Here is a 24,618-nt window from a genome sequence, read left to right as displayed (position 1 = left end):
ATCCCTGCGCACCGCCGCGCCTCACGCGGGTGTGCAGTTCAGAGCCGCCCTCCTGCAGTCCCGAAGGACGTATTGCCATGGCCGCCATCCCCGAGAAGCCTGCTACCGCCACGCCCCGCCGCAAGGCCGGACGTCACCGTGGTGAAGGTCAGTGGGCCATGGGTCACTTCACTCCGCTGAACGGCAACGAGCAGTTCAAGAAGGACGACGACAGTCTCAACGTGCGGACACGCATCGAGACGATCTACTCCAAGCGCGGTTTCGACTCCATCGACCCGAACGACCTTCGCGGGCGCATGCGCTGGTGGGGCCTGTACACGCAGCGGCGTCCCGGCATCGACGGCGGCAAGACTGCGGTGCTGGAGCCGGAGGAGCTGGACGACCGCTACTTCATGCTCCGCGTGCGCATCGACGGCGGACGGCTGACCACCGCTCAACTGCGCGTCATCGGCGAGATCTCCGAGGAGTACGCGCGCGGCACCGCCGACATCACCGACCGGCAGAACGTCCAGCTGCACTGGATCCGCATCGAGGACGTGCCCGCGATCTGGGCGAAGCTGGAGGCCGTGGGGCTCTCGACCACCGAGGCCTGCGGCGACTGCCCCCGCGTGATCATCGGTTCGCCGGTGGCCGGCATCGCCGCGGACGAGATCATCGACGGCACGCCGGCGGTCGACGAGATCCACGAGCGCTACATCGGCAGCAAGGAGTTCTCCAACCTGCCCCGCAAGTTCAAGACCGCGATCTCGGGATCGCCGGTCCAGGACGTGGTGCACGAGATCAACGACATCGCCTTCGTCGGCGTCGACCACCCCGAGCACGGCCCCGGCTTCGACCTGTGGGTGGGCGGCGGGCTCTCCACCAATCCGCGGTTCGCGGAGCGGCTGGGCGCATGGGTGCCGCTGGACGAGGTCCCCGACGTGTGGGCCGGTGTCGTCGGGATCTTCCGCGACTACGGCTACCGCCGGCTGCGTACGCGCGCCCGCCTGAAGTTCCTGATGGCCGACTGGGGTCCGGAGAAGTTCCGCCAAATCCTCCAGGACGAGTACCTCAAGCGCCCGCTGCTGGACGGACCGCCGCCCGCACAGCCCTCCTCCCGCTGGCGCGACCACATCGGCGTGCACGCGCAGCAGGACGGCCGCTTCTACGTCGGGTTCGCGCCGCGCGTGGGCCGGGTGGACGGCTCCACCCTGGCCAAGATCGCCGATCTGGCCGAGGCGCACGGCTCGGGGCGGGTGCGTACCACCGTCGAGCAGAAGATGCTGATCCTGGACGTCGAGCAGGACCGGGTCGAGTCGCTGAAGGCCGGTCTGGTGGCCCTGGGCTTCCAGGTCGACGCCTCACCCTTCCGGCGCGGCACGATGGCCTGCACCGGCATCGAGTTCTGCAAGCTGGCGATCGTCGAGACGAAGGCGCGGGGCGCCGCGCTCATCGACGAACTCGAGCGCCGTATGCCGGACTTCGAGGAGCCGCTCACGATCAACATCAACGGCTGCCCCAACGCCTGCGCCCGGATCCAGACCGCGGACATCGGCCTCAAGGGCCAGCTCATGCTGGACGGCGAGGGCAACCAGGTCGAGGGCTACCAGGTGCACCTCGGCGGCGCGCTCGGCCTGGAGGCCGGCTTCGGCCGCAAGGTCCGTGGCCTGAAGGTCACCTCGGCCGAACTGCCCGACTACGTCGAGCGGGTGCTGGGCAACTTCCAGGAGCAGCGCGAGGACGGCGAGCGCTTCGCGACCTGGGCGGCGCGCGCGGACGCGGAGTCGCTGTCATGAGCGAACGAGCCGCGCCGTTCTACTGCCCCTACTGCGGCGACGAGGACCTGCGCCCGCACGAGGCCGGCCACGGCGCCTGGGAATGCGCGTCCTGCAACCGGGCGTTCCAGCTGAAGTTCCTGGGCCTGCTGGCCCAGGGACTGAAGCGCGACGACGCCGAAGGGGACGGAGCATGACGGACACCCTGCGAGCCGACCGGCTCACCGACGAGGCTCTGAGGGAGCTGGCCGTACGGGCCGGGCGTGATCTCGAGGACGCATCGGCGAGCGACATCCTGAAGTGGGCCGCGGACACCTTCGGCCAGGGCTTCTGCGTCACCTCCTCCATGGAGGACGCGGTCGTCGCACACCTGGCCTCGCGGGCCTTGCCCGGCGTGGACGTGGTCTTCCTGGACACGGGCTACCACTTCGAGGAGACCATCGGCACCCGGGACGCGGTGGGCGCGGTGATGGACGTCAACCTCATCACGCTGACTCCGCGTCAGTCGGTCGCCGAACAGGACGCCGAGTACGGGCCGCGGCTGCACGACCGCGATCCCGACCTGTGCTGCGCGCTGCGCAAGGTCAAGCCCCTGGAAGTGGGGCTGACCGGGTACACCGCGTGGGCGACAGGACTGCGACGTGACGAGTCGGCCACCCGGGCAGGTACTCCCGTCGTCGGCTGGGACGAGAAGCGCCGCAAGGTGAAGGTCTCGCCGATCGCCCGCTGGACGCAGGATGATGTGGACGCCTACGTCGCCGAGCACGGCGTCCTGACCAACCCGCTCCTGATGGACGGTTACGCCTCCGTCGGCTGCGCACCCTGCACCCGCCGGGTGCTGGAGGGCGAGGACGCACGGGCCGGACGCTGGGCCGGACGCGGCAAGACCGAATGCGGGCTGCACGGCTGATGACGACTGATCAGGAGATATCGATGAGCGTGACGGAGACGGGAGCAACCGTCTGGCTCACCGGTCTGCCGAGCGCCGGCAAGACCACCATCGCGTACGAACTGGCGGGCCGGCTGCGCGGTGACGGGCACCGGGTCGAGGTGCTGGACGGCGACGAGATCCGGGAGTTCCTCTCCGCGGGCCTCGGCTTCTCCCGCGAGGACCGGCACACCAACGTGGCCCGCATCGGCTTCGTGGCCGAACTGCTCGCCGCCAACGGCGTGAAGGTCCTGGTCCCGGTCATCGCGCCGTACGCCGACAGCCGTGACGCGGTGCGCAAGCGTCATCAGCAGGAGGGCACCGCGTATCTGGAGGTACACGTCGCCACTCCGGTCGAGGTGTGCTCCGTGCGCGACGTGAAGGGGCTGTACGCCAAGCAGGCGGCGGGCGAGATCAGTGGTCTCACCGGGGTCGACGACCCCTACGAGGCACCCGTGTCGCCGGATCTGCGGATCGAGTCGCACCAGCAGACCGTGCAGGAGTCCGCAGCGGCGCTTCGTGCGCTGCTCACCGAGAGGGGCCTGGCGTGAGCACCGTCGCCACCGTGCCGGGAGGCACCGTCAACCCGTACGCGCTGAGCCATCTGGACTCCCTGGAGTCGGAGGCCGTGCACATCTTCCGTGAGGTGGCGGGTGAGTTCGAGCGGCCGGTGATCCTGTTCTCCGGCGGCAAGGACTCGATCCTGATGCTGCACCTGGCTCTGAAGGCGTTCGCGCCGGCGCCCGTGCCGTTCACGCTGCTGCACGTGGACACCGGGCACAACTTCCCCGAGGTGCTCGAGTACCGCGACCGCACCGTCGAGAAGCACGGGCTGCGTCTGCACGTCGCCTCCGTGCAGGAGTACATCGACGCCGGGAAGCTCCGCGAGCGCCCGGACGGCACCCGCAACCCGCTCCAGACGGTCCCGCTCACCGAGGCCATCCAGCAGCACCGCTTCGACGCCGTGTTCGGCGGCGGGCGTCGCGACGAGGAGAAGGCGCGGGCCAAGGAACGGGTCTTCTCGCTGCGCGACGAGTTCTCCCAGTGGGACCCGCGCCGCCAGCGCCCCGAGCTGTGGCAGCTCTACAACGGCCGCCACGCCCCCGGCGAGCACGTCCGGGTCTTCCCGATCTCCAACTGGACCGAGCTCGACGTCTGGCAGTACATCGAGCGCGAGGGCATCGAACTCCCCGAGATCTACTTCGCCCACGAGCGCGAGGTCTTCAGCCGTTCCGGGATGTGGCTGACCGCGGGCGAGTGGGGTGGTCCCAAGGACCACGAGAAGACCGAGACCAGGCAGGTGCGGTACCGCACCGTCGGCGACATGTCCTGCACCGGCGCCGTCGACTCCGACGCCACCACCCTGGACGCCGTGATCACGGAGATCGCCGCGTCCCGCCTCACCGAGCGGGGCGCGACCCGCGCCGACGACAAGATGTCCGAGGCCGCGATGGAAGACCGCAAGCGCGAGGGGTACTTCTAAAATGACCACACCCATCCTGTCGGCAGAGCAGCTCTCGGCCACCACCCTCCTGCGGTTCGCCACGGCCGGTTCGGTCGACGACGGCAAGTCCACCCTCGTCGGGCGCCTGCTGCACGACTCCAAGTCGGTCCTCACCGACCAGCTGGAAGCCGTCGCGCTGGCCTCCACCAACCGCGGCCAGGAGGCGCCCGACCTGGCGCTGCTCACCGACGGCCTGCGGGCCGAGCGCGAGCAGGGCATCACCATCGACGTGGCCTACCGCTACTTCGCCACGCCCAGGCGCCGGTTCATCCTGGCCGACACCCCGGGCCATGTGCAGTACACACGGAACATGGTCACCGGCGCCTCCACCGCCGAGCTGGCGGTCGTGCTGGTCGACGCCCGCAACGGCGTGGTCGAGCAGACCCGCCGGCACGCGGCCGTCGCGGCCCTGCTGCGTGTCCCGCACGTCGTCCTCGCCGTCAACAAGATGGACCTCGTGGAGTACGCGGAACCCGTGTTCGCCGCGATCGCCAAGGAGTTCACCGCGTACGCCGCCTCCCTCGGGGTACCGGAGATCACCGCGATCCCGATCTCGGCCCTGGCCGGCGACAACGTCGTCGAGCCGTCCGCCCACATGGACTGGTACGGCGGCCCGACCGTCCTGGAACACCTGGAGACGGTCCCGGTCAGCCACGACCTGACGGAGTGCCACGCGCGCTTCCCGGTGCAGTACGTCATCCGCCCGCAGACCGCCGAGTACCCCGACTACCGGGGGTACGCCGGCCAGATAGCCGCCGGGGTGTTCCGGGTCGGCGAGACCGTCTCCGTGCTGCCGTCCGGACGCACCACGACGATCGAGGGCATCGATGCGCTCGGCGAGAGCGTCGAAGTCGCCTGGGCCCCGCAGTCGGTGACGATCCGTCTGTCCGACGACATCGACGTGTCGCGCGGCGACCTGCTCGCTCCGGCGGACGACGCCCCCGCGGTCACGCAGGACGTCGAGGCGACCGTCTGCCACGTCGCGGACCGGGCGCTCACCGTCGGCCAACGGGTGCTGCTCAAGCACACCACCCGCACGGTCAAGGCGATCGTCAAGGACATCCCGTCGCGCCTGACGCTGGACGACCTCTCCCAGCACCCGGCGCCCGGGCAACTGGTGGCCAACGACATCGGCCGGGTCGTGGTCCGTACCGCCGAGCCGCTCGCGCTCGACACCTACGCGGACTCGCGGCGTACCGGATCGTTCCTGTTGATCGATCCCTCCGACGGCACGACGCTGTCGGCCGGCATGGCGGGCGCCTCGTTCGCCGCTGTCGCCGCAGGGGCCGAAGAGGCGGACACCTCGGCCGAGGACGCGGAGTGGGACTTCTGATGACGACCGATTTCTTCTCGACCTTCGCGAAGGAGGGCGGCCGCGTCGGCAGCGGCGCCCTGGGGTGGGGGTGCCCCCTGGTCGAGCGAAGTCGAGAGCTCGGGGGAGGACTGGGCGGGGTCGGGCGATGTGCGTGATGACGTACGCGCACTGCCTGCGCGCCCGACCGCACCGCCCGCTCAGACGAAGACCTGCCGACCGCCCTGCCGCGCCACCCGGTTTCCGGGGGATGTGAGCACCGGGCCTACGAGAGGAAAGCCTCCCGTGCCAGCCACCCGTACCACTCTCCGCCGCAGCCTCGCCGCTGCCGCCGCTCTGCCGTTGCTCGCCGTGGCGCTCACCGCCTGCGGCTACGGCTCCGAGGCGAAGGACGACGACGCCGAGAAGTCGAACGTCTCCGCCGACGGGAAGAAGCTCTCCACGGACACCGTGAAGATCGGGTACTTCCCGAACCTCACGCACGCCACCGCCCTGGTCGGTATCCAGGAGGGCCTCATAGCCAAGGAGCTGGGCGGCACCGCGGTCAAGCCCTCGACGTTCAACGCCGGGCCCTCCGAGATCGAGGCGCTCAACGCGGGTTCGATCGACATCGGCTTCATCGGCCCCTCCCCCTCGATCAACGGCTACGCCAAGTCCAAGGGCCAGAGCCTGCGCATCATCGGCGGCTCGGCGTCCGGCGGCGTGAAGCTGGTCGTGGACCCGAAGAAGATCAAGACCCTGGACGACGTCAAGGGCAAGAAGATCGCCACCCCGCAGCTCGGCAACACCCAGGACGTGGCGTTCCTCAACTGGATCTCCGAGAGGGGCTGGAAGGTCGACGCCCAGAGCGGCAAGGGTGACGTCTCCGTGGTCCGCTCGGACAACAAGGTCACTCCGGACGCCTTCAAGTCCGGTGCCCTGGACGGCGCCTGGGTCCCCGAGCCGACGGCCTCGAAGCTGGTGGCCGAGGGCGGCAAGGTCCTGCTCGACGAGTCGAAGCTGTGGCCGGACGACAAGTTCGTCATCACGAACATCATCGTGTCGCAGAAGTTCCTCTCCGAGCACCCGGACGTCGTGGACGCGGTGCTGCGCGGCACGGTGAACACCAACAAGTGGATCAACGCCAACCCTGACAAGGCGAAGGCCTCGGCCAACAGCGCGCTGGAGAAGCTGAGCGGCAAGGCCCTGCCCGCCGAGGTCCTGGACCCGGCGTGGGCGTCCATCCAGATCACCGACGACCCGCTGGCCGCGACGCTCCAGGCGCAGGCGGACCACGCGGTCAAGGCCGGTCTGCTGGAGAAGCCCGACCTGGGCGGCATCTACGACCTGAAGCCGCTGAACAAGATCCTGAAGGCAGCGGGACAGCCCGCGGTCGCCGACGCCGGACTCGGCGCGAAGTAGCCCACCCGACCGCACCAGGATTCCTGACGACTCCCAGGAGGTGACGACCATGGCGACCACCACCCTCACCAAGGCCGAGGACCGTGCAGCGGTCGAGTACGCCGCTCGCATCAATCACGTCTCCAAGTCCTTCGCCGGACCCGCGGGGCAGCAGCTCGTCCTGGACGACATCACGCTCGATGTCGCTCCGGGTGAGTTCGTCACCCTCCTGGGAGCCTCCGGGTGCGGCAAGTCCACACTGCTGAACCTGGTGGCGGGACTCGACCGCCCGACCGCGGGGTCGATCGAGACCCCCGGCGGGCGGCCGGCCCTGATGTTCCAGGAGCACGCGCTCTTCCCGTGGCTGACCGCGGGCAAGAACATCGAACTGGCCCTGCGGCTGCGCGGGGTGCCGAAGTCGGACCGCCGCCCGGAGGCGGAGCGGCTGCTCGAACTCGTGCGCCTCGGCGGGGCGTACGGGAAGCGGGTGCACGAGCTGTCGGGAGGGATGCGCCAGCGGGTGGCGATGGCCCGGGCACTCGCCCAGGACAGCCAACTCCTCCTGATGGACGAGCCCTTCGCGGCGCTCGACGCCATCACCCGCGACGTGCTGCACGACGAGCTGACACGGATCTGGCGCGAGACGAACGCGACGGTCCTCTTCGTCACCCACAACGTGCGCGAGGCGGTGCGGCTCGCACAGCGCGTCGTCCTGCTGTCGTCGCGCCCCGGCCGGATCGCCCGGGAGTGGACGGTCGACATCGAGCAGCCCCGCCGTATCGAGGACACCGCGGTGGCGGAGCTGTCCGTCGAGATCACCGAACAACTGCGTGGGGAGATCCGCCGTCATGGCCAGCACTGAGACAAGGGCCGACGACCTGGCAGGTCTCGAAGCGGGCCTGGACGCGCTCGACGCCGTGCAGGTACGCCGGACGCCGACGCGCGAGGTGCTGCTCGACAAGGTCCTGCCGCCGGTCGTCGCGGTCCTTCTCGTCGTCCTCGTCTGGCAGCTGCTGGTCTGGGCGAAGGTCACCGACGACTACAAGCTGCCGCCGCCCGGCGCCGTCTGGGACAGCCTGACCGACATGTGGGCCCAGGGGACTCTGCTGGAGGTCATCTGGACCAGTGTGTCGCGCGGACTGCTGGGCTTCGTGATGGCCGTCGTGATCGGCACCCCGCTGGGTCTGCTGGTCGCGCGGGTGAAGGTGGTCCGGGCGGCGATAGGCCCGATCCTGTCCGGGTTGCAGTCCCTGCCGTCCGTGGCATGGGTGGCGCCGGCCATCATCTGGCTCGGCCTGGACGACAAGACGATGTACGCGGTGATCCTGCTCGGCGCCGTCCCGTCCGTGGCCAACGGTCTGGTCTCCGGTGTCGACCAGGTGCCGCCGCTGTTCCTGCGCGCGGGCCGCACGATAGGGGCGACCGGGCTGCGGGGGACGATCCACATCGTCCTGCCGGCGTCCCTGCCCGGCTACCTCGCGGGTCTCAAGCAGGGCTGGGCGTTCTCCTGGCGTTCGCTGATGGCCGCCGAGATCATCGCCTCGTCGCCCGACCTCGGTCTGGGACTCGGCCAGTTGCTGGAGAACGGCCGCAACAACTTCGACATGCCGGGTATCTTCCTTGCCATCCTGCTCATCCTGTTCGTCGGCATCGCGATCGACCTGCTGATCTTCAGCCCCCTGGAGCGGCGCGTCCTGCGCAGCCGCGGTCTCCTCGTCAAGAGCTGAGTGACATGTCTGCCCCTGTTCTCCTCGTCGTCGCCCACGGCAGCCGCGACCCGCGGCACGCGGCGACCGTGCACGCGCTCACCGCGCGGGTGCGGTCGCTGCGGTCCGGGCTGCGCGTGGAGAGCGGCTTCCTCGACTTCGACGCCCCGTCGGTGCCCGGGGTGCTGGAACGTCTGGCGGCGGAGGGGGCGGACGAGGTCGTGGCCCTTCCGCTGCTGCTGACCCGCGCCTTCCACGCCAAGGCGGACATCCCCTCGGTGCTGGACGAGGCCCGGGCACGGCTCCCCGGGCTGCGGATCAGCCAGGCCGGTGTACTCGGCCCGTCACCCCTGCTGAACTCCGCGCTGGAGCAGCGGCTCGCCGAGGCGGGGCTCTCGTCCGCCGACAAGGCCTCGACCGGGCTGGTCCTGGCCTCGGCGGGCTCCACGGACCCGGAGGCGATCGCAGTGATCGCTGAAATCGCGCGGGAGCTGCGGCACACCGGTTGGTGCGCCGTGCGGCCTGCGTTCGCCTCCGCCGCGGTCGCCGGGGGCTTCTCCCGTACGGCGGAGGTGGTGCGCGGCCTGCGGGCCGACGGCATCCGGCGGGTGGCGGTCGCCCCGTACGTCATCGCCCCCGGCCGTCTGCCCGACCGTATCGCCGCGGGTGCGGAGGAGGCCGGTGCCGACGTCCTGTCCGGCGTGCTCGGCCCGTCCCCCGCACTGGCCCGGCTCCTGCTCACCCGGTACGACGAAGCGCGTGTCCCGGCGCTCGGGCGGACGACGCCGGGCGATTGAGGGCGCGCCCCGCTCCCGACGTCGTGCCCGGTGCGGTGGAAGGCGCCCGCCGCGTACCCGTACGACGACGCCGACGGGCTTCCACACCGCTCAGGCCTCCGCGTCCACCAGCGCGACGAGTTCGGCCACCGTCATGGACCCGGCCGCCCGCCGCTCGCGGGCGAAGGCGTCGGCGGTGCGCCGCAGGACGTCGTTGACGGGCGTCGGGACACCGTGCAGCCGCCCGAGCAGGGCGATCTCGCCGTTGAGGTAGTCGGCCTCGATGGTGCCCGTACCCCGGGTGAGGCTCTGCCAGGACGATCCTCCGCCTCGTGCCGAGCCGTCGAACGGGTCGAAACGGATCCTGTCGCCGCGCGCGGCGGCCTGCTCGGCGGCTCCGGCGGCCTCGATCCCGGCGGCCGCGAGCACCGCCCGCCCCTCCTCCGACGCCCGGTCGAACAGGGCGCGGCCCTCGGGACCGTCGATCACACCGGTTGCCGCCTCGATCGCGTTGGCGAGGTTGGAGAGCAGTTTGGCGTACTTCCAGCGCATCACGTCGGGTACGACGGGTGCCTCCAGCTTCGCCTTCGCCCAGTCCGCCGCGACGGCTCGCACGGTGTCGTCGGCGCCGGACGGGTACCGGCCGAGGTGCAGGATGCCGGTGAGCGGGGCTCCGGCGGCGAGGACCCTGCCGGGCTCCACGAACGTCGCGGGGAGGTAGACGCAGCAGCCGTAGACGCGGTGGAAGCGGCGCAGGGCCAGGCGTTCGCCCTCGACGCCGTTCTGCGCGCAGATCAGGGGCAGCCGCTCCCCGGCCGTTCCGCCGCCCTCCACGGGGACGGCGCTCCAGGTGTCGAGCGCCTCGGCGGCGTCCTGCGTCTTGACGGCGAGGACGAGTACGTCGCCCTCTCCGAGACGCAGTGCGGCCGGGCCGTCGACGACGGGGAGGCGGTGGGTGCGGGTGCCTTCGGGTGTGGTGAGACGGAGCCCGTCGTCGCGCAGGGCGGTGTACTGCGCTCCCCGTGCGACCAGCACCACCTCGTGGCCCACCTCGGCCAGCCGTCCGCCCAGGGCGCCGCCGACGGCGCCCGCTCCCACGATGATGTAGCGCATACGGGCGAGCCTCGCACAGCACCGCGGCACGGGGAAAGCGGATACGGCGACGGGCCGCGCTCAGGGAGCGCGGCCCGCCGGGGGTACGAGTCGTTCAGGTGGATCAGGTGGATCAGATGGTGCCGGTGGCTCAGGTCGCGACTAGAAGACGCTGACGCCGTAGGCGCTCAGCGCCTCCGTGACGGGCTGGAAGAACGTGGTGCCGCCCGAGCTGCAGTTGCCGCTGCCGCCCGAGGTGAGGCCCAGTGCGGTGCTGCCGGCGAAGAGCGAGCCGCCGCTGTCGCCGGGCTCGGCGCAGACGTTGGTCTGGATCATGCCGTAGACGACGTCGCCGCCGCCGTAGTTGACCGTCGCGTTGAGGCCGGTGACGGTGCCGCTGTGGACCCCGGTGGTGGAGCCACTGCGCTTGACGGACTGTCCGACGGTGGCGTTGCCGGCGGAGGTGATGTCCTGGTAGCTGCCGTTGTAGAGGTAGACCCGGCCGTCAGCGGCTGCGGAGTTGGAGTGCCGGATCAGACCGTAGTCGTTGGTGGGGAAGCTGGAGCCCGCCCGCGTACCGAGGGAGGTGGTCTGGCCCGAGTTGGTGTACCAGGTGCTGCCGATCTCGGTGCAGTGCCCCGCGGTCAGCGCGTAGTAGGTGCTGCCGCTGCGGACGTTGAAGCCGAGGGAGCAGCGTCCACCGCCGGCGTAGATGGCCTGCCCGCCGGCGATGAGCTTGTTGAACGTGCCCTCGGTACGGTTGATGTCGGCCTTGGCGCCCGAGTCGGTGACCGACTTCTTGATCGTGGCGATCTCGGCAGCGCTGACCGTGCTGTCGACGGTCACGACGACCTTGCCGGTGCTCGCCTCCGTGTACCAGGCGGTGCCGGCGATGTCGGCGCCGCCCACGGCCGAGCTGGCCGACGCCAGTTCCGCCTTCGTCACGGTGTCCGGTGCGGCCTGTGCGACAGCGGTGGGGGCGGCAAGCGCCACGGCCGTGACCAGACCTGAGGTCGCGGCGATGAGGCGAGCGCGTCTGGAGAGCGAACCGAGAGGAGCGAAGCGCTTGAAGGTCACAGGATCCTCCGTCTTTGGGGGGTGACCGGTCCACTGGGTGGGCGGACCGAGTGCTGTGCGGCTCTCCACCACCAATTGGGTTCTGGTCGTGGACCTGCCAACCGCACGGCTCGAATCCTTGACTCCGGTTGACCCGGTGGCAAGGCCCCCTTCCGGACCCTGGCGGAGAACGGACCGTGAACTCCGATATGCGTGCGGGTGCCCTCCGAACGCCGACGTCCGCCCACCGAACGGAGCGGCCAGGCGAATTGCAGCAAAGCGCGAAGCGGCGAGCGGACGTCGGATCCTGTCCGCGCGCATCGCGTTCACACACGCCCCGGCCGCCCGGGAGCCGGCGGCACCAAGCGGCCGGCGGGCACGGTCCGGGCCCACCGGAACGCTGTCCGTTCAGGCGCTTTACCTGCCTTTTGCCCGAGCGTTCCAGTTGGCTGAAAACAGCCCTTCCGGCGAGAATCGGCCGGGTTCCGAGCACGCATCAGACCGGGGCGGCACTCTTGCGAGGCCGCCCCGTGATGTGCAGAGGAGGATGACGGAACGCCCGCCGGTCGGCCGGTCAGGCCTCGGCGAACGGATCGTCGATGAACGGCGTGGCCTGATGGAAGTAGAGGAGCCAGCCGGCTCCGGTCAGCCGCCACAGTGAACTGCGGTGGGAGCGCAGCCCCCTGGACTCGGTGTCGAAGGTGAGATGCACCAGGTCCGGCGCGAGCAGGTCGCCTCTCATCCTGGACGCGGTGAGGGGTCCGGGACGTGGCGCGTCCGGGTCGGTGAGCATGGCGATGATCGTGTCCCGCTCCCACAGCCGGCCACTGGTGCCGATCTCCCGGAAGTCGGGGTGGAGCAGGGTGGCCAGCTGGTCCACGGAGGCTCGCACCAGGGGGTCGAGGAGCCGGAGCTCACCCTCGATGGCTGCGGCCACGGCGGGCGAAGGCTCAGTCACGGGTCATCTCCACAAGTCTGACCACGGTGTTCCAGTTACGGCTGGTCGCCACGAGGTCACGGTTCAGAGCCGGGCGGCCCAGTGCCACGGCGAGCTTGGAACGGCCGAGCCCGTCGGGCGCGTACAGGTAGAGGGCGCGCTCCCCGAGCCGGAACTCCTCGGGGCGGAAGGCTTCGGGGTCGAGCGGGGCGAAGCGGGCGGCGTCGACGGACTTGTCGAAGTAGGTGACGTGCAGCTGCTTCGGTTCGAGCTCGGCGGCGGGGAACGGACAGGCGTCGGCCACGTCCGCGAGGTAGGCGGCGGAGCGCACGAGGCAGTCGACGGGAAAGCCGAACCGCTCCTCGATGGCCCGCTCCAGAGCGGCAGCCAGGGTGTTCTCGTCGCCCGCCACTGCGCGGAACACGGCGTTCCCGCTCTGCAGATACGTGGCGACGTCCTCGTGGCCCAGATCCCCGAGCAGCGAGCGGAGTTCGGCCATCGGGACCCGGCGGTGGCCGCTGACGTTGACCCCGCGCAGCAGCGCCGCGTACATCGTGCTCATGCACCCACCCTAGAGCCTCCGGTCCGGATCGGACCGAACGCCCCTGCCGGGCGAGCAGACGGCGGCCGCCGTGCCCCGTGGGGGAGGGCACGGCGGCCTCTGGCCTCGTTACTCCACGATCTTCAGGAGCTTGTTCGCCGTGCCCTCGGTCGCGTTGCTGATCGCGTCCGGGGTGGCTCCCTCGGTGAGCGCCGTGGCGACCGCCTCAGGGGTGGCGTCCGGGTGCCCGCCCAGGTACACGGCCGCGGCACCGACCACGTGCGGGGTCGCCATGGACGTGCCGGAGATGGTGTTCGTGGCGTCGTCGCTGTCGTTCCAGGCCGACGTGATGTCCGAGCCGGGAGCATAGATGTCCACGACCGAACCGAAGTTGGAGAACGAGGACTGCTCGTCCTCCTTCGTGGACGAGGCGACGGTGATGGCCTCGGGGACACGGGAGGGGGAGCCCTCGCCGGCGTCGCTCGACTCGTTGCCCGCGGCGACCGCGAAGGTGACGCCGGAGGCGATGGCCTTCTGTACGGCGGCGTCGAGCGCCGGGTCGGCGCCCCCGCCCAGGCTCATGTTGGCGACGGACGGCCCCTCGTGGTTCGCGGTGACCCAGTCGATGCCCGCGACGACCTGCTCCGTGGTGCCCGAGCCGGCGTCGTCCAGGACCCGGACGGCCACGATCTTGGCCTTCTTGGCGACACCGTGGGCCGAACCGGCGATGGTCCCGGCCACGTGGGTGCCGTGTCCGTTGCCGTCGTTCGCGTCGTCGTCGTTGTCCACGGCGTCGAAGCCCGAGGTGGCCCGGCCACCGAAGTCGGTGTGCGTGACGCGTACGCCGGTGTCGATGACGTAGGCGGTGACACCGTCACCCGCGGCGTCCGGGTAGGTGTACGCGCCGTCGCCCGCGGTCTCGGCCTGGTCGATCCGGTCGAGACCCCAGGACGGCGGGTTGTCCTGCGTGGCGTCGATGTGGAACTTCTTGTTCTGGACGACCTTGGAGACGGCCGGGTCGGCCGCGAGTCGCTTGGCCTCGGTGTCGGAGAGGCCGCTGGCGGAGAAGCCGTTGATGGCCGAGCTGTAGTTCCTCTTCAGCTTGCCGCCGTACTCCGCGGCGAGTTCGGCCTTGTCGGTCTTCTGGTCCAGCATCACGATGTAGCTGCCGGACACGGCCGTGGCCGCGTCGGCGCCGTACACGGTGCCCGTCGCGGGTGCGGTGGCGGCTCCGGCGAACGGGGTGGCGAACAGGGTGACACCGGCGGCCGCTGCGACTGCGGTTATCGCGGCGGTGAGCTTGACCGAGCGTGCACGCTTGTGAGTTGCCATGAAGAGGGGCCTCCTCGTCATTCTTTGTGGGGGGATTGACCCTCGGCCGGAAGATCTCCGGGGGTTGGGTCGAAACCCTGCTCGATTGACGCGCCCAGATCAAGGCCTTCATGTAGCCGTCACGTAGTCGGCAAGCTTTCGCCACAGAAAACTGCCGCACTTCATCCGATATAAGACATTGCCGTCCGGGCCGCTCCCGCACACCGGGGCCCATCCGAGTGCCGGGCGGGTGGACTCGGCCCGACCCACGGCGAACAACCGCAGCTCAGCGCTGTGGCGCAACGAAGCGGAACGCGGGTTCCGCTCGTGCGCACCGCGGGCGACACGCCGCTCCCGGCGCCGGACGGCCGACGCGGGGAGCGGACCGCCCTCAGCGGGCGGGTAGTTCGGCCTCGACCAGGTCGGCCGCCCGACGCGCGCCGCCCTCGCCCCTCATCCGCTCACGGATCCGCGCGAGCCTCGCGGCGACCTCGCGATCGTCCACCAGGGCGAGGACGGCGGCACGCAGGGCGGCGGCGTCCGCCTCCTCCTTCGGCAGGTGCCGTGCCACGCCGAGGGACTGGAGCACGTCCGCGTTGCCGAACTGGTCGACCGCCTGCGGGACGGCGACCATCGGGGTTCCGGTGGCGAGCCCCTCCTGACTGCCACCGGCGCCGGCGTGCGTGACGAAGGCATCGGCCTGCTTCAGCACCGACAACTGCGGAACCCAGGAGCACACCTCGATGTTTGCCGGGATCCGCCCGAGCTCGGCCTGGTCGACCTGCGTGCCGATCTGGAGCACCACGTGCCAGTCCGGCAGGCCTCCGAAGGCCTCGACGCACGCGCGGTAGAACCCCGGCTCGCCGGTGAACGAGGAGCCGAGCGAGACGAGCAGGACCTTATCGGCCCCCGCGGGCCGTTTCCACTCCCCCTGGTCGGCCCGCTCCCCCTGGCAGGCGCCGACGAAGGTGAAGCGGTCGTGGTCCACGCGTTCGGCGTTCGGCTGGAGCACCTCCGGGATCAGCACCAGCCCACGGCGCGGCCGGGCCACGAAGTCGTCGCTGGAGAGGTCGCCGAGGCCGTTCTCCGTGAGCCAGCCGGCGAAGCGCGCGTAGTAGGCACGACCCCGTTCGGTCTGCTTGAGTCCGGCGGTCGCGGGCTCCCCCACCTCCTCGGCGTACCCCTCCCAGGGGACGAGATTGGGCCAGAGCTGGACGGCGGGTACGCCCCACCGGTGGGCGAGGACGCGGGCCGGGTACGAAGTGATGTCGTGCAGGACGAGATCCGGCTCGTCGCCGTCGAAGGCCGCCGCCAGTTGCGGGAGGGCCTGCACGGCGTCCTCGAGGAACGGCTCGAAGTGATCGATGAGTTCACCGCCCCACTCCTCCGCGGTGGTGGGCAGCACGGAGTTGTAGATCACCGGCTCCGCCCCGGTGGCGGCGACCTTCTCGGCGAACGAGGCGGGGATGGCGTAGCTGACGCGGTGCCCACGGGCGACGAGTTCCCGGATCACTTCGAGGCTCGGATTCACGTGCCCGTGGGCGGCGATGGAGAACATGGCGATGTGGGCGCTCGGGGTCGATGTCATGCCACGGGACGCTAGGCGAGACGATACGTATCGTCCACTCCATTTCGGACCACGCCGCGGCCGGATCAGCGCTGGTAGCGGGCCAGCACCCGGTTCCCGTCGTCGACCAGGCGCTTCCTCAGCTCCCTGGTGCCGATCGCGCCGCTGTAGTACTCCTGGAGCGCGGGCGTCGCGACCTTGTCCTTCCACTCCGGGTAGCCGCGCACCGACTGCGCGGGGGCGGGGCGCAACTCGCGGGCCAGGGCTGTCCCGGTCGCCCAGCCGTTCTCCTCGGTGTGCAGCGCGGGGTCGGCCAGGGCCTCGGTGCCGGTCGGGAGCATCCAGTCACCCTTGGCGAGGCGCACCATGTTCGCCGGGCGCAGCATGAAGTCGATGAACCGGGCCGCCTCCTTCTTGTGCGGGCTCTCCTCCGCGACCGAGAGGGTCTGCGGACTGACGCCCTGGGCGAGTCGGCCGCTGCTCGCCGGGGTGGGGAGAACCGTCCACTCGAAGCCCTCGGGGGCCTGTTCGACGACCTGCTGGCGGTAGGAGAAGCCCAGCGGGACCATGGCGTACCTGCCGCCGAAGAAGCCCGGGAGCGTGTCCGAACCCCCCATGCCGAGGGCGGTCCGGGCCGCGCTGCCGTCGTCGACCTGGTCACGGACCGTGCCGGGCACGACCCCGTCCCCCTCGTCGAAGCGGATCGTCACCCTGCCGTCCGCGCCGCGGTGGAAGAGCTGCCCGCCGGCCGACAGGCCCAGGTTGAGGGTGACGGAGACCGGCTCCTTCAGGGGCCAGGCAACGCCGTACCTCCCCTCACCGGCCAGCTCCGCCGTGACCTGCCGGAACTCCGGCCAGCTCCACGGCTTCCCGGGGGTCGGGATGCGCACGCCCGAGGACTCGAGGATCTTCTTGTTCGCGATCAGGACCTTGGGCTCCTGGAGGAAGGGCACCCCGTAGACGCCGTCGCCGAAGGTGGCGGTCTCCCAGGACTGCTCGGGGATGTCCTCGGTCAGGCGGTCCGGCAGCAGGGTCCGCAGATCGGCCAGGTAGCCGCCGTACGCGAAGTCCGCGAGGTCGTCGGAGGCGTCGTGGATGATGTCCGGCGCCTCACCGCCCTCGAAGGAGGTGAGCAGTTGGTCGTGGACGTTGTCCCAGCTGCCCTGGACGTAGTCGACCTGGATGTCCGGGTGGGCGGCGTTCCACTCGCGCACGAGTCGCCTGTTGACGTCGACCGACTCCTTCTGCCAGGCCAGGGACTGGAAACTGAGCCGGACCGTGCCGTCGGCGTCGGTACCGCGGCCGTCATCGCCGGAGCACCCGGAGAGCAGGAGGGCGAGGGCGGTGACGGCCGCCGCGGCCGTCACGGGGAGTCGGCGCATCAGTGCTTCACCGCCCCGGCCGTGAGGCCACCCGTGATCCGCTTCTGGATGACCGCGAAGACGACGAGGGAGGGGAGCGTGGCGAGGAAGGCGGCAGCGGCGAGCGGCCCGAGGTCGACCACCCCCTCCGCGCCGAGGAAGTGCGTGAGTACGACCGGCAAGGTCTGCTTCTCCGGTGTCTTGAGGAGGACGAGCGCGAAGAAGAACTCGTTCCACGCGGTGATGAACGCGAACAGCGCGGTGGCCACGATCCCGGGCGCGAGCAGCGGCGCGGTGACCGATACGAGGATGCGCGCCTTCCCGGCCCCGTCGACCGCCGCGGCCTCCTCCAGTTCGGGCGGTACGGCCCGGACGTATCCGGCCAGCATCCACAGCGCGAACGGCAGCGACCACACGACGTACACCAGGATCAGCCCCCACAGCGAGTTGATCAGGTGCAGGTACTTGAGGACCAGGAAGAGCGGAATGATCACCAGGACGAAGGGGAAGGCCTGACTGATCACGACCCACCCGGTGGCGGCCGTGGACAGCTTCCCCCGGTGCCGTGCCATCACATACGCCATGGGCGTGGCGATGACGACCGCGATCAGGGCGGCGCAGACCGCGGCGGTGAGCGAGTTGCCCGCCGCCCGGAGCAGCGGCTGCTCGTCGAAGGCCTGCCGGAAGTTCTCCAGCGTCGGGTCCCGGGGGATCCAGGTGGGGTGCAGCGAACCCAGCTCGCGGGCCGGTTTGAAGGCGGTGGAGATCAGCCACAGGAACGGGAACGCCAGGAAGACGAGGTAGCAGAGGAGCGCGGCGTACTGTCCGGCGCGCGCGGTCGGGCTCGTACGCGGCATCACGCGTCCTCATCTCCCTTGAGCCGGCCGGCGAGATACACCGCGAGCAGCACCGAGATGACGGCGACCATCACGCACCCCATCGCGGCCGCGTAACCGAACTGCCCGTAGCGGAAGGCCTCTTCGTAGGCGAAGAGCATGGGCAGCCGGGTGCGGCCACCGGGTCCGCCGCTGGTCAGGACGTAGACCAGGGCGAAGGAGTTGAAGTTCCAGATGAAGTTGAGGACGCTGATGGCGAGTGCCACGGGGCGGACGGCCGGCCAGGTGACGGTGCGGAAGCGGCGCCAGGCGCCCGCACCGTCGAGGGCGGCCGCCTCGTGGAGCTCCTGCGGGGTGTTCTGCAGTCCGGCGAGGAGCGCGACCGTGGTCTGCGGCATGCCGGCCCAGATGCCGACGACGACCACCGCGGGCAGGGCGGTGGCGAGCCCGGTCAGCCAGTCCCGGCCGTCGCCGAGCCCGAGGTCGCGGACGGTCTCGTTGAGGATGCCCGCGTCGGGGTTGTAGACCAGGCGCCACATGATGCCGACGACCACCTCGGGCATCGCCCAGGGGATGATCGCCAGCGCCCTGGCGAGCCAGCGCATCCGGAGGTTCGCGTTGAGCAGCAGCGCGAGGCCGAGGGCGAGGACGAACTGCGGGACCGTGACGCCGACGGCCCACAGCAGCCCGATCCGGAAGGAGTCCCAGAACAGGGTGTCGTGCAGCAGGTCCTGGAAGTTGAGGGCGCCGACCCACTGCGTGGACCGGGTGCGACCCGACTGCGCGTCCGTGAAGGCCAGCGCGATGCCGTAGAGCAGCGGGCCGACGCTCAGGATCAGGATCGGGATGAGCGCGGGCAGCACCAGGAACCATGTCGCGCCGTCCCGCACCCGGCGACGCCCGCCCTGTCCCTCCTGCGGAACCCTGCGCCCGGACCGCCTCGCCGCGGTCGCCAGTGTCATGAATTCGACCCCTTTGCATCATTGGATCGGTTTCACACCTGTATGGCCGCCCGGGCAGCCATCGTCATCGTGCTGACGGGCCGCCCGTTCGTCAAGGTGGTCTGCGGGGATGAGAAAATCGGGCCATGGACGAGACGCGTGCACGCCAGGTTCTGACCGCCGCCGGACTGCCGGCCGGGGCGGAGCTCCTCGCGCTGGGCGAGAACGCGGTGTTCGCCGACGGCGGCCTGGTCGTCAAGGTCGGCCGTGACGCCACGCACCACCCGGAGCTGCGGGAACGGGCCGAGCGCGAGGTCGCCGTCGCCCGGTGGCTGGCCGAGTCGGGCGTGGCCGCCGTGCGCGCCGCCGAATCCCGGGCCCGCCTGGTGGAAGGCCACCCCGTCACCCTGTGGCACCGGCTGCCGGACGCCGTGCGTCCGCCCGAACCACGCGATCTGGCTCCGCTGCTCACCCAGGTGCACGCCCTGCCCGCACCGGAGGGCTTCGCCCTACCGCGCCGTGAGCTGCTCGGCGGTGTCGAGCGCTGGCTGCGGCTCGCCGGCGACGCGATCGACCCGGCCGACGCGGACTACCTGCGCGGCCGGCGCGACGGCTTCGCGAAGGCAGCGGCCGCGCTCGTCCCCCATCTGCCCTCGGGTCCGATCCACGGCGACGCGCTCCCCCGCAACGTCCATGTCGGCCCGGACGGGCCGGTGCTGGTGGACCTGGAGACCTTCTCCGCCGATCTGCGCGAGCACGACCTGGTGGTCCTGGCCCTCTCCCGTGACCGGTACGGCCTGCCGGCCGACGCCTACGACGCCTTCACCGAGGCGTACGGCTGGGACGTCCGTTCATGGGAGGGATGCGCGGTGCTGCGCGGCGCCCGCGAGACGGCGAGCTGCGCCTGGGTCTCCCAGCACGCCCCGGCCAACCCCAAGGCGCTCACGGAGTTCCGGCGCAGGGTGGCGTCCCTGCGCGAGGACGACCCCGAGGTGCGCTGGTACCCCTTCTGACGCGTCCGCCGTCAGGAGGCGTGCACCCCGGCCGGCTCCCGCAGTGGCCAGCGGCCGTCGATCACGGCGTCGGCCGTGCCCTTGCGGCGCAGGAACTCCTGGAAGTCGGCCGCCCAGTCCGCGTACCACGCGATCTGACGCTCATGCAGCTCGTCGGTCCCCAGCGCGGCCACCGAGCCGTGCCGTGCGGCTATCGCGTACGCCACGCGTACGGCCGCCAGCGCGTCGGCGGCGGCGTCATGGGCCCCGCCGTGCACCACGCCGTACTCCACGCAGACCGCTTCCAGGGTGCGCTTGCCCTTGCGGTAGCGGTCGACGGCCCGGTCGATGGTGTACGGGTCGACCACCGGCCCGACCTCCCTGCCGCCCAGCCGGTCCCCCAGCGAGGGCAGGCCGTGGCGTCGCAGCTCCGCGGCGAGCAGCGTCAGGTCGAATGCCGCGTTGTAGGCGACGACGGGCACCCCCTCGCGCCAGTACTCGACGAGGGCCTCGGCGACCTCGTCCGCCACCTCGCGCACCGGGCGGCCCTCCGCCGCCGCCCGCTCGCTGCTGATGCCGTGGATCGCGGAGGCCTGTTCGGGGATCCTTATGCCGGGATCGGCCAGCCAGGTGCCGCAGCGGACCGGCTCCGCGTCCCTGCCGTCCACGGCGACGACCGCGGCGGTGACGATCCGGGCCTCCAGCGGGTCTGTGCCGGTCGTCTCCAGGTCGAAACCGACCAGGCGCTCCTGGTGCCAGCTCATCCCGTACCTCCTCCTGTGGTGCGTTCCCCCGAGTGATGGACAAACCCTCGCACGCGCCACTGACAACGGCGGAAGGGACGTCAGGAGACCGGCCTGGAGTCCGTCCAGACCGACTCGAACTCCTCGCGGTACGTCTCGAAGAGACCGTGCTCGCTGTCCTGCCCCGCACGGACCACGGCGCGCCCGCCGCCCCGCAGCACCAGCACGGGCGCCTCCATGCCGCGTGCGCGCCGGAGGTACGGCTGGACGACCCCGACCGCGTCGGGCCCGTCGCCGTCCACCAGGTACGCCGTGAAGCGCGGTGTCTCGTCGAAGACGTGGATCTGGAAGGCGCCGGGGTCCCGGAGCTTGGAGCGGACCCGGCGCATGTGGAGGATGTTCATCTCCACCGAGCGGCTCAGCTCGCCCTTCTTGAGGCCCAGTTCGCGCTCCCGGCGCTTGACCGCGCTGCTCGCCGGGTTGATGAACAGCAGTCTGACCCGGCAGCCGGACTCGGCGAGGCGGACCAGCCGGCGCCCCGAGAAGTTCTGGGTGAGGAGGTTGAGCCCGATGCCGATCGCGTCGAGCCGGCGCGCGGCGCCGAACAGGTCCTCGGCGGGCAGCTGGCGCTGCAGCCGCACCCGGTCGGGGTGGACGGAGACCACGTCGGCGTAACGGTCGCCGACCAGCTCCTCGACCGCGTCCACGGGCAGCCGGTCGGCGGAGGGGACCGCGGCGCCGTTGCCCAGGATCTCCAGGAGGCGGGCCGAGGCGCGTTCGGCCTGCGCGAGGACGGCCTCGTTGAGCGCACGGTTGCGGGACACGACGTTGCGCGCCACCTCGAGCTCGTCCAGCGCGAGCTCCACCTCGCGGCGGTCGTCGAAGTACGGCTCGAAACAGGGCCAGTGCTGGACCATCAGCTCGCGCAGCTGGGGCAGCGTGAGGAAGCTGAGGACGTTGTCGTCGGCCGGGTCGAGCAGGTAGCCCTTGCGCCGCGACACCTCCCGGACCGCCACCGCGCGCTGCACCCACTCCTGTCCGGCGGGGCCCGCCGCGGCCACCACCCAGTCCTCGCCGTGCACCGGTTCGTAGATCGGCCGGATCACCGCCGAGACCACGGCGCGCAGCCGCTGCTCCACCAGATTCAGCCAGATGTACGCACGACCGGCCCGCTGGGCTCGGGTGCGCACCTCGTTCCAGGCGTCCGCCCCCCAGTCCAGCTCGGCGCCGATCTCCATGGGCTGCACGAGGGAGACCGCCCCCGGCTGAGCATCGGTCGACTCCCCCTCGTGACCTGCGTCACCTGGGGGCAGCTCGAATCCTCCCGAGCTCACCCGTGTACCGCCTTCCACTCCCCCACCAACGATCAAGGAAGGGTACTCCGCGAGCGGGAGCCGGTGCAGCAGGATGCACAGGCTCCTCACTCAACTCCCCTATGAATCAGGCCTGTTCCTTGCGGCGAGATCGGGTGGAGTGAGATGGTTCATAGCGATTGTGCACGCTCTCGCAGGCCGTATACCGGACGGAGGAGCTGTCGGGCAGCCCGTGACACCTGTCCGGGCGACACCGAGGTGTCCCAGGTTGACCGGCCCGACGGGATCGCGTCGACGGGACCCGGCCGCACCGGCCGACGTACTAGGTACAGGACCGTCTTTCGGGGAGTATCGGGGCGAAAACCCCCAGCACCCGGATCAGAAGTGGAAGAGTCCTATCTATGCAGGTCTGGCCGGGACACGCCTATCCCCTCGGCGCCACGTACGACGGCGCCGGAACCAACTTCGCGGTCTTCTCGGAGGCCGCCGACCGGATCGAGTTGTGCCTGCTGCACGACGACGGCTCCGAGACGGCGGTGGAGCTCCGCGAGACCGACGCCTTCGTGCGTCACGCCTACCTGCCCGGGGTGATGCCGGGGCAGCGGTACGGCTTCCGGGTGCACGGCCCCTACGAGCCTCAGCACGGGCAGCGCTGCAACTCCGCGAAGCTGCTCCTCGATCCGTACGCACGTGCGATCTCGGGGAAGATCGAGTGGGGCGAGGCGGTCTACGGCTACCCGTTCGGCAAGCCGGACGAGCGCAACGACCTGGACTCGGCGCCGCACATGATGAGCTCCGTCGTGGTCAACCCCTACTTCGACTGGGGCGACGACCGCCGACCCCGTACGGACTACCACCGCACGGTGATCTACGAGGCCCATGTGAAGGGCCTGACGATGCTTCACCCGGGCCTGCCCGAGGAGCTGCGCGGCACGTACGCGGGACTCGCGCACCCGGAGGTCATCGCCCACCTGACCGAGCTCGGGGTCACGGCGATCGAGCTGATGCCCGTGCACCAGTTCGTCCAGGACCACCGCCTCGCCGACGCCGGTCTCGCCAACTACTGGGGCTACAACACCATCGGCTTCTTCGCCCCGCACAACGCCTACGCCTCGTGGGGCGACCGCGGTGAACAGGTGCTGGAGTTCAAGCAGGCGGTGAAGGCGCTGCACCAGGCGGGCATCGAGGTGATCCTCGACGTCGTCTACAACCACACGGCGGAGGGGAACCACCTCGGCCCGACGCTCTCCTTCCGGGGGCTGGACAACGCCTCGTACTACCGTCTGGCCGACGACCAGAAGTACTACATGGACACCACGGGCACCGGGAACTCCCTGCTGATGCGGTCGCCGCACGTCCTGCAGCTGATCATGGACTCGCTGCGGTACTGGGTGACCGAGATGCACGTGGACGGCTTCCGCTTCGACCTGGCGGCCACGCTCGCACGGCAGTTCCACGAGGTGGACCGGCTGTCGTCGTTCTTCGACCTGGTGCAGCAGGACCCGGTGGTCAGCCAGGTGAAGCTGATCGCCGAGCCGTGGGACGTGGGCGAGGGCGGTTACCAGGTGGGGAACTTCCCCCCGCTGTGGACCGAGTGGAACGGCAAGTACCGGGACACCGTCCGCGACCTGTGGCGGGGCGAGCCGCGCACGCTCGCGGAGTTCGCCGGGCGGCTCACGGGCTCGTCCGACCTCTACCAGGACGACGGGCGGCGGCCTCTGGCGTCCATCAACTTCACCACCTGCCACGACGGTTTCACGCTGCACGACCTGGTCTCGTACAACGACAAGCGCAACGAGGCCAACGGCGAGGGCAACCGGGACGGCGAGAGCCACAACCGCTCGTGGAACTGCGGCGCGGAGGGCGAGACCGAGGACAAGGAGATCCAGGAGCTGCGCAGCCGTCAGATGCGCAACTTCGTCGCCACGCTGATGCTGTCCCAGGGTGTGCCGATGCTGAGCCACGGCGACGAGTTCGCGCGGACGCAGCGGGGCAACAACAACGGCTACTGCCAGGACAACGAGCTCTCCTGGGTGCACTGGCCCGATCCGGCCGCCGCCTCACGCGCCGAGGACGGCGACCGGGGCGCCGCCGGCACGGACACCAGCCTGCTGGAGTTCACCCGGGCCATGGTCTGGCTGCGGCGCGACCACCCGGTCTTCCGGCGCAGGCGCTTCTTCCACGGCCGCCCGGTGGAGGGCACGCACGACGAGCTGTCCGACATCGCGTGGTTCACCCCCAGGGGTGAGGAGATGACCCAGCGGGACTGGCAGGCCGCGCACGCCAAGGCCATGACGGTCTTCCTGAACGGCCACGCGATCTCCGAACCGGGGCCGCGGGGGGAGCGGATCTCCGACGACTCGTTCCTGCTGATGTTCAACGCGGGCGCCGAGACCCTGGAGTTCACGGTGCCGATGAACCACGGCAGGCAGTGGCAGGTGGTCGTGGACACGGCCGTCCCGGACGGGGTGCCGCCGGGCGCGGGGCCCAAGGTGTCCGCGGGCGAGCGGGTGACACTGGTCGGGCGCAGCCTGACGGTGCTCAAACGTCCGGCGTAGGCCGATGGGG

At 70.7% G+C, this 24,618-nt stretch carries 23 protein-coding genes; 12 read left to right on the top strand and 11 right to left on the bottom strand.

Features of this window, described 5'->3' with window-relative positions:
* Positions 1–77 precede the first annotated feature (77 nt).
* The 10 genes from AB0I83_RS00635 to AB0I83_RS00590 all read left to right on the top strand — a co-directional run bounded on the left by AB0I83_RS00635 (position 78) and on the right by AB0I83_RS00590 (position 9,381).
* Complete coding sequence (locus AB0I83_RS00635) at positions 78–1,775, top strand: nitrite/sulfite reductase (RefSeq protein WP_363303067.1); 1,698 nt, start codon at positions 78–80, stop codon at positions 1,773–1,775.
* Positions 1,772–1,951: a hypothetical protein gene (locus tag AB0I83_RS00630; RefSeq protein WP_356534333.1), complete on the top strand. Its 180-nt coding sequence runs from the start codon at positions 1,772–1,774 to the stop codon at positions 1,949–1,951. Before AB0I83_RS00635 ends, AB0I83_RS00630 begins: the two co-directional genes overlap by 4 nt.
* Positions 1,948–2,664, top strand: a complete 717-nt coding sequence (locus tag AB0I83_RS00625; protein WP_356534334.1) for a phosphoadenylyl-sulfate reductase — start codon at positions 1,948–1,950, stop codon at positions 2,662–2,664. The genes AB0I83_RS00630 and AB0I83_RS00625 overlap by 4 nt, the downstream gene beginning before the upstream one ends.
* Positions 2,664–3,233: an adenylyl-sulfate kinase gene (cysC, locus tag AB0I83_RS00620; RefSeq protein ID WP_363303066.1), complete on the top strand. Its 570-nt coding sequence runs from the start codon at positions 2,664–2,666 to the stop codon at positions 3,231–3,233. The genes AB0I83_RS00625 and cysC overlap by 1 nt, the downstream gene beginning before the upstream one ends.
* Complete coding sequence (gene cysD / locus AB0I83_RS00615; RefSeq protein WP_363303065.1) at positions 3,230–4,165, top strand: sulfate adenylyltransferase subunit CysD; 936 nt, start codon at positions 3,230–3,232, stop codon at positions 4,163–4,165. The genes cysC and cysD overlap by 4 nt, the downstream gene beginning before the upstream one ends.
* Position 4,166: 1 nt before the next feature.
* Positions 4,167–5,519, top strand: a complete 1,353-nt coding sequence (locus AB0I83_RS00610) for a GTP-binding protein (protein ID WP_363303064.1) — start codon at positions 4,167–4,169, stop codon at positions 5,517–5,519.
* A gap of 264 nt (positions 5,520–5,783) precedes the next feature.
* Entirely contained in the window at positions 5,784–6,899 is a 1,116-nt protein-coding gene (locus tag AB0I83_RS00605) for an aliphatic sulfonate ABC transporter substrate-binding protein (RefSeq protein ID WP_363303063.1), read from the top strand.
* 49 nt (positions 6,900–6,948) lie between these two features.
* Positions 6,949–7,740, top strand: a complete 792-nt coding sequence (locus AB0I83_RS00600; RefSeq protein ID WP_356534343.1) for an ABC transporter ATP-binding protein — start codon at positions 6,949–6,951, stop codon at positions 7,738–7,740.
* Entirely contained in the window at positions 7,727–8,605 is an 879-nt protein-coding gene (locus AB0I83_RS00595; protein ID WP_363303062.1) for an ABC transporter permease, read from the top strand. The genes AB0I83_RS00600 and AB0I83_RS00595 overlap by 14 nt, the downstream gene beginning before the upstream one ends.
* A gap of 5 nt (positions 8,606–8,610) precedes the next feature.
* Positions 8,611–9,381 (top strand): sirohydrochlorin chelatase, encoded by a 771-nt coding sequence (locus AB0I83_RS00590; protein WP_363303061.1) that lies wholly within the window; start codon positions 8,611–8,613, stop codon positions 9,379–9,381.
* 90 nt (positions 9,382–9,471) lie between these two features.
* On the opposite strand, the gene AB0I83_RS00585 is transcribed toward AB0I83_RS00590, so the two are convergent.
* The 9 genes from AB0I83_RS00585 to AB0I83_RS00545 all read right to left on the bottom strand — a co-directional run bounded on the left by AB0I83_RS00585 (position 9,472) and on the right by AB0I83_RS00545 (position 19,023).
* Complete coding sequence (locus AB0I83_RS00585) at positions 9,472–10,473, bottom strand: 2-dehydropantoate 2-reductase N-terminal domain-containing protein (RefSeq protein WP_363303060.1); 1,002 nt, start codon at positions 10,471–10,473, stop codon at positions 9,472–9,474.
* A 141-nt stretch (positions 10,474–10,614) separates the two neighbouring features.
* The gene (locus AB0I83_RS00580; protein ID WP_356534348.1) at positions 10,615–11,529 is read right to left on the bottom strand and encodes a S1 family peptidase; all 915 of its coding nucleotides are present in this window, start codon (positions 11,527–11,529) and stop codon (positions 10,615–10,617) included.
* A gap of 553 nt (positions 11,530–12,082) precedes the next feature.
* Positions 12,083–12,466, bottom strand: coding sequence for a nuclear transport factor 2 family protein (locus AB0I83_RS00575; RefSeq protein ID WP_363303059.1), 384 nt, complete (start codon positions 12,464–12,466; stop codon positions 12,083–12,085).
* Complete coding sequence (locus tag AB0I83_RS00570) at positions 12,459–13,007, bottom strand: DUF1697 domain-containing protein (protein WP_363303058.1); 549 nt, start codon at positions 13,005–13,007, stop codon at positions 12,459–12,461. Before AB0I83_RS00570 ends, AB0I83_RS00575 begins: the two co-directional genes overlap by 8 nt.
* Before the next feature lie 108 nt (positions 13,008–13,115).
* Positions 13,116–14,318 carry a S8 family peptidase gene (locus tag AB0I83_RS00565; RefSeq protein ID WP_356534351.1) on the bottom strand — a complete coding sequence of 401 codons (1,203 nt, stop codon included), beginning with the start codon at positions 14,316–14,318 and terminating at the stop codon, positions 13,116–13,118.
* A gap of 370 nt (positions 14,319–14,688) precedes the next feature.
* Positions 14,689–15,885, bottom strand: coding sequence for a macrolide-inactivating glycosyltransferase (mgt, locus tag AB0I83_RS00560; protein ID WP_363303057.1), 1,197 nt, complete (start codon positions 15,883–15,885; stop codon positions 14,689–14,691).
* Positions 15,886–15,950: 65 nt separating this feature from the next.
* Positions 15,951–17,246, bottom strand: coding sequence for an extracellular solute-binding protein (locus tag AB0I83_RS00555; RefSeq protein ID WP_363303056.1), 1,296 nt, complete (start codon positions 17,244–17,246; stop codon positions 15,951–15,953).
* Positions 17,246–18,082, bottom strand: a complete 837-nt coding sequence (locus AB0I83_RS00550) for a carbohydrate ABC transporter permease (RefSeq protein ID WP_363303055.1) — start codon at positions 18,080–18,082, stop codon at positions 17,246–17,248. The genes AB0I83_RS00555 and AB0I83_RS00550 overlap by 1 nt, the downstream gene beginning before the upstream one ends.
* Complete coding sequence (locus AB0I83_RS00545) at positions 18,082–19,023, bottom strand: sugar ABC transporter permease (protein ID WP_363303054.1); 942 nt, start codon at positions 19,021–19,023, stop codon at positions 18,082–18,084. The genes AB0I83_RS00550 and AB0I83_RS00545 overlap by 1 nt, the downstream gene beginning before the upstream one ends.
* A 125-nt stretch (positions 19,024–19,148) precedes the next feature.
* On the opposite strand from AB0I83_RS00545, the gene AB0I83_RS00540 reads away from it, so the two are divergent.
* A complete protein-coding gene (locus tag AB0I83_RS00540; protein WP_356534360.1) occupies positions 19,149–20,015 on the top strand; it encodes an aminoglycoside phosphotransferase family protein in 867 nt (288 codons plus the stop codon).
* An 11-nt stretch (positions 20,016–20,026) separates the two neighbouring features.
* On the opposite strand, the gene AB0I83_RS00535 is transcribed toward AB0I83_RS00540, so the two are convergent.
* Both AB0I83_RS00535 and AB0I83_RS00530 read right to left on the bottom strand, forming a co-directional pair.
* Positions 20,027–20,758, bottom strand: a complete 732-nt coding sequence (locus AB0I83_RS00535; protein WP_356534362.1) for a 3'-5' exonuclease — start codon at positions 20,756–20,758, stop codon at positions 20,027–20,029.
* Positions 20,759–20,838: 80 nt separating this feature from the next.
* Positions 20,839–22,071 (bottom strand): SAV2148 family HEPN domain-containing protein, encoded by a 1,233-nt coding sequence (locus AB0I83_RS00530; protein ID WP_356842358.1) that lies wholly within the window; start codon positions 22,069–22,071, stop codon positions 20,839–20,841.
* Between the two features lie 380 nt (positions 22,072–22,451).
* Between AB0I83_RS00530 and glgX the strand changes: the two genes are divergently transcribed.
* Entirely contained in the window at positions 22,452–24,608 is a 2,157-nt protein-coding gene (gene glgX, locus AB0I83_RS00525; RefSeq protein WP_363303053.1) for a glycogen debranching protein GlgX, read from the top strand.
* Positions 24,609–24,618 lie beyond the last annotated feature (10 nt).

It is taken from the genome of Streptomyces sp. NPDC049970, from assembly GCF_040660235.1.
In the GTDB taxonomy this organism is placed as follows: domain Bacteria; phylum Actinomycetota; class Actinomycetes; order Streptomycetales; family Streptomycetaceae; genus Streptomyces.
The sequence above is the reverse complement of the archived record's forward strand: the minus strand, read 5'-3'. Positions and strand labels throughout refer to the sequence as shown.

Coding starts and splice junctions, on each gene's coding strand:
- AB0I83_RS00595 (WP_363303062.1), top strand. CDS start 7,727: ATGGCCAGCACTGAGACAAGGGCCGACGACCTGGCAGGTCTCGAAGCG.
- mgt (WP_363303057.1), bottom strand. CDS start 15,885: ATGACATCGACCCCGAGCGCCCACATCGCCATGTTCTCCATCGCCGCC.
- AB0I83_RS00585 (WP_363303060.1), bottom strand. CDS start 10,473: ATGCGCTACATCATCGTGGGAGCGGGCGCCGTCGGCGGCGCCCTGGGC.
- AB0I83_RS00610 (WP_363303064.1), top strand. CDS start 4,167: ATGACCACACCCATCCTGTCGGCAGAGCAGCTCTCGGCCACCACCCTC.
- AB0I83_RS00545 (WP_363303054.1), bottom strand. CDS start 19,023: ATGACACTGGCGACCGCGGCGAGGCGGTCCGGGCGCAGGGTTCCGCAG.
- AB0I83_RS00625 (WP_356534334.1), top strand. CDS start 1,948: ATGACGGACACCCTGCGAGCCGACCGGCTCACCGACGAGGCTCTGAGG.
- AB0I83_RS00535 (WP_356534362.1), bottom strand. CDS start 20,758: ATGAGCTGGCACCAGGAGCGCCTGGTCGGTTTCGACCTGGAGACGACC.
- AB0I83_RS00600 (WP_356534343.1), top strand. CDS start 6,949: ATGGCGACCACCACCCTCACCAAGGCCGAGGACCGTGCAGCGGTCGAG.
- AB0I83_RS00540 (WP_356534360.1), top strand. CDS start 19,149: ATGGACGAGACGCGTGCACGCCAGGTTCTGACCGCCGCCGGACTGCCG.
- AB0I83_RS00570 (WP_363303058.1), bottom strand. CDS start 13,007: ATGAGCACGATGTACGCGGCGCTGCTGCGCGGGGTCAACGTCAGCGGC.
- AB0I83_RS00550 (WP_363303055.1), bottom strand. CDS start 18,082: ATGCCGCGTACGAGCCCGACCGCGCGCGCCGGACAGTACGCCGCGCTC.
- glgX (WP_363303053.1), top strand. CDS start 22,452: ATGCAGGTCTGGCCGGGACACGCCTATCCCCTCGGCGCCACGTACGAC.
- AB0I83_RS00630 (WP_356534333.1), top strand. CDS start 1,772: ATGAGCGAACGAGCCGCGCCGTTCTACTGCCCCTACTGCGGCGACGAG.
- AB0I83_RS00590 (WP_363303061.1), top strand. CDS start 8,611: ATGTCTGCCCCTGTTCTCCTCGTCGTCGCCCACGGCAGCCGCGACCCG.
- AB0I83_RS00565 (WP_356534351.1), bottom strand. CDS start 14,318: ATGGCAACTCACAAGCGTGCACGCTCGGTCAAGCTCACCGCCGCGATA.
- AB0I83_RS00555 (WP_363303056.1), bottom strand. CDS start 17,246: ATGCGCCGACTCCCCGTGACGGCCGCGGCGGCCGTCACCGCCCTCGCC.
- AB0I83_RS00635 (WP_363303067.1), top strand. CDS start 78: ATGGCCGCCATCCCCGAGAAGCCTGCTACCGCCACGCCCCGCCGCAAG.
- cysC (WP_363303066.1), top strand. CDS start 2,664: ATGACGACTGATCAGGAGATATCGATGAGCGTGACGGAGACGGGAGCA.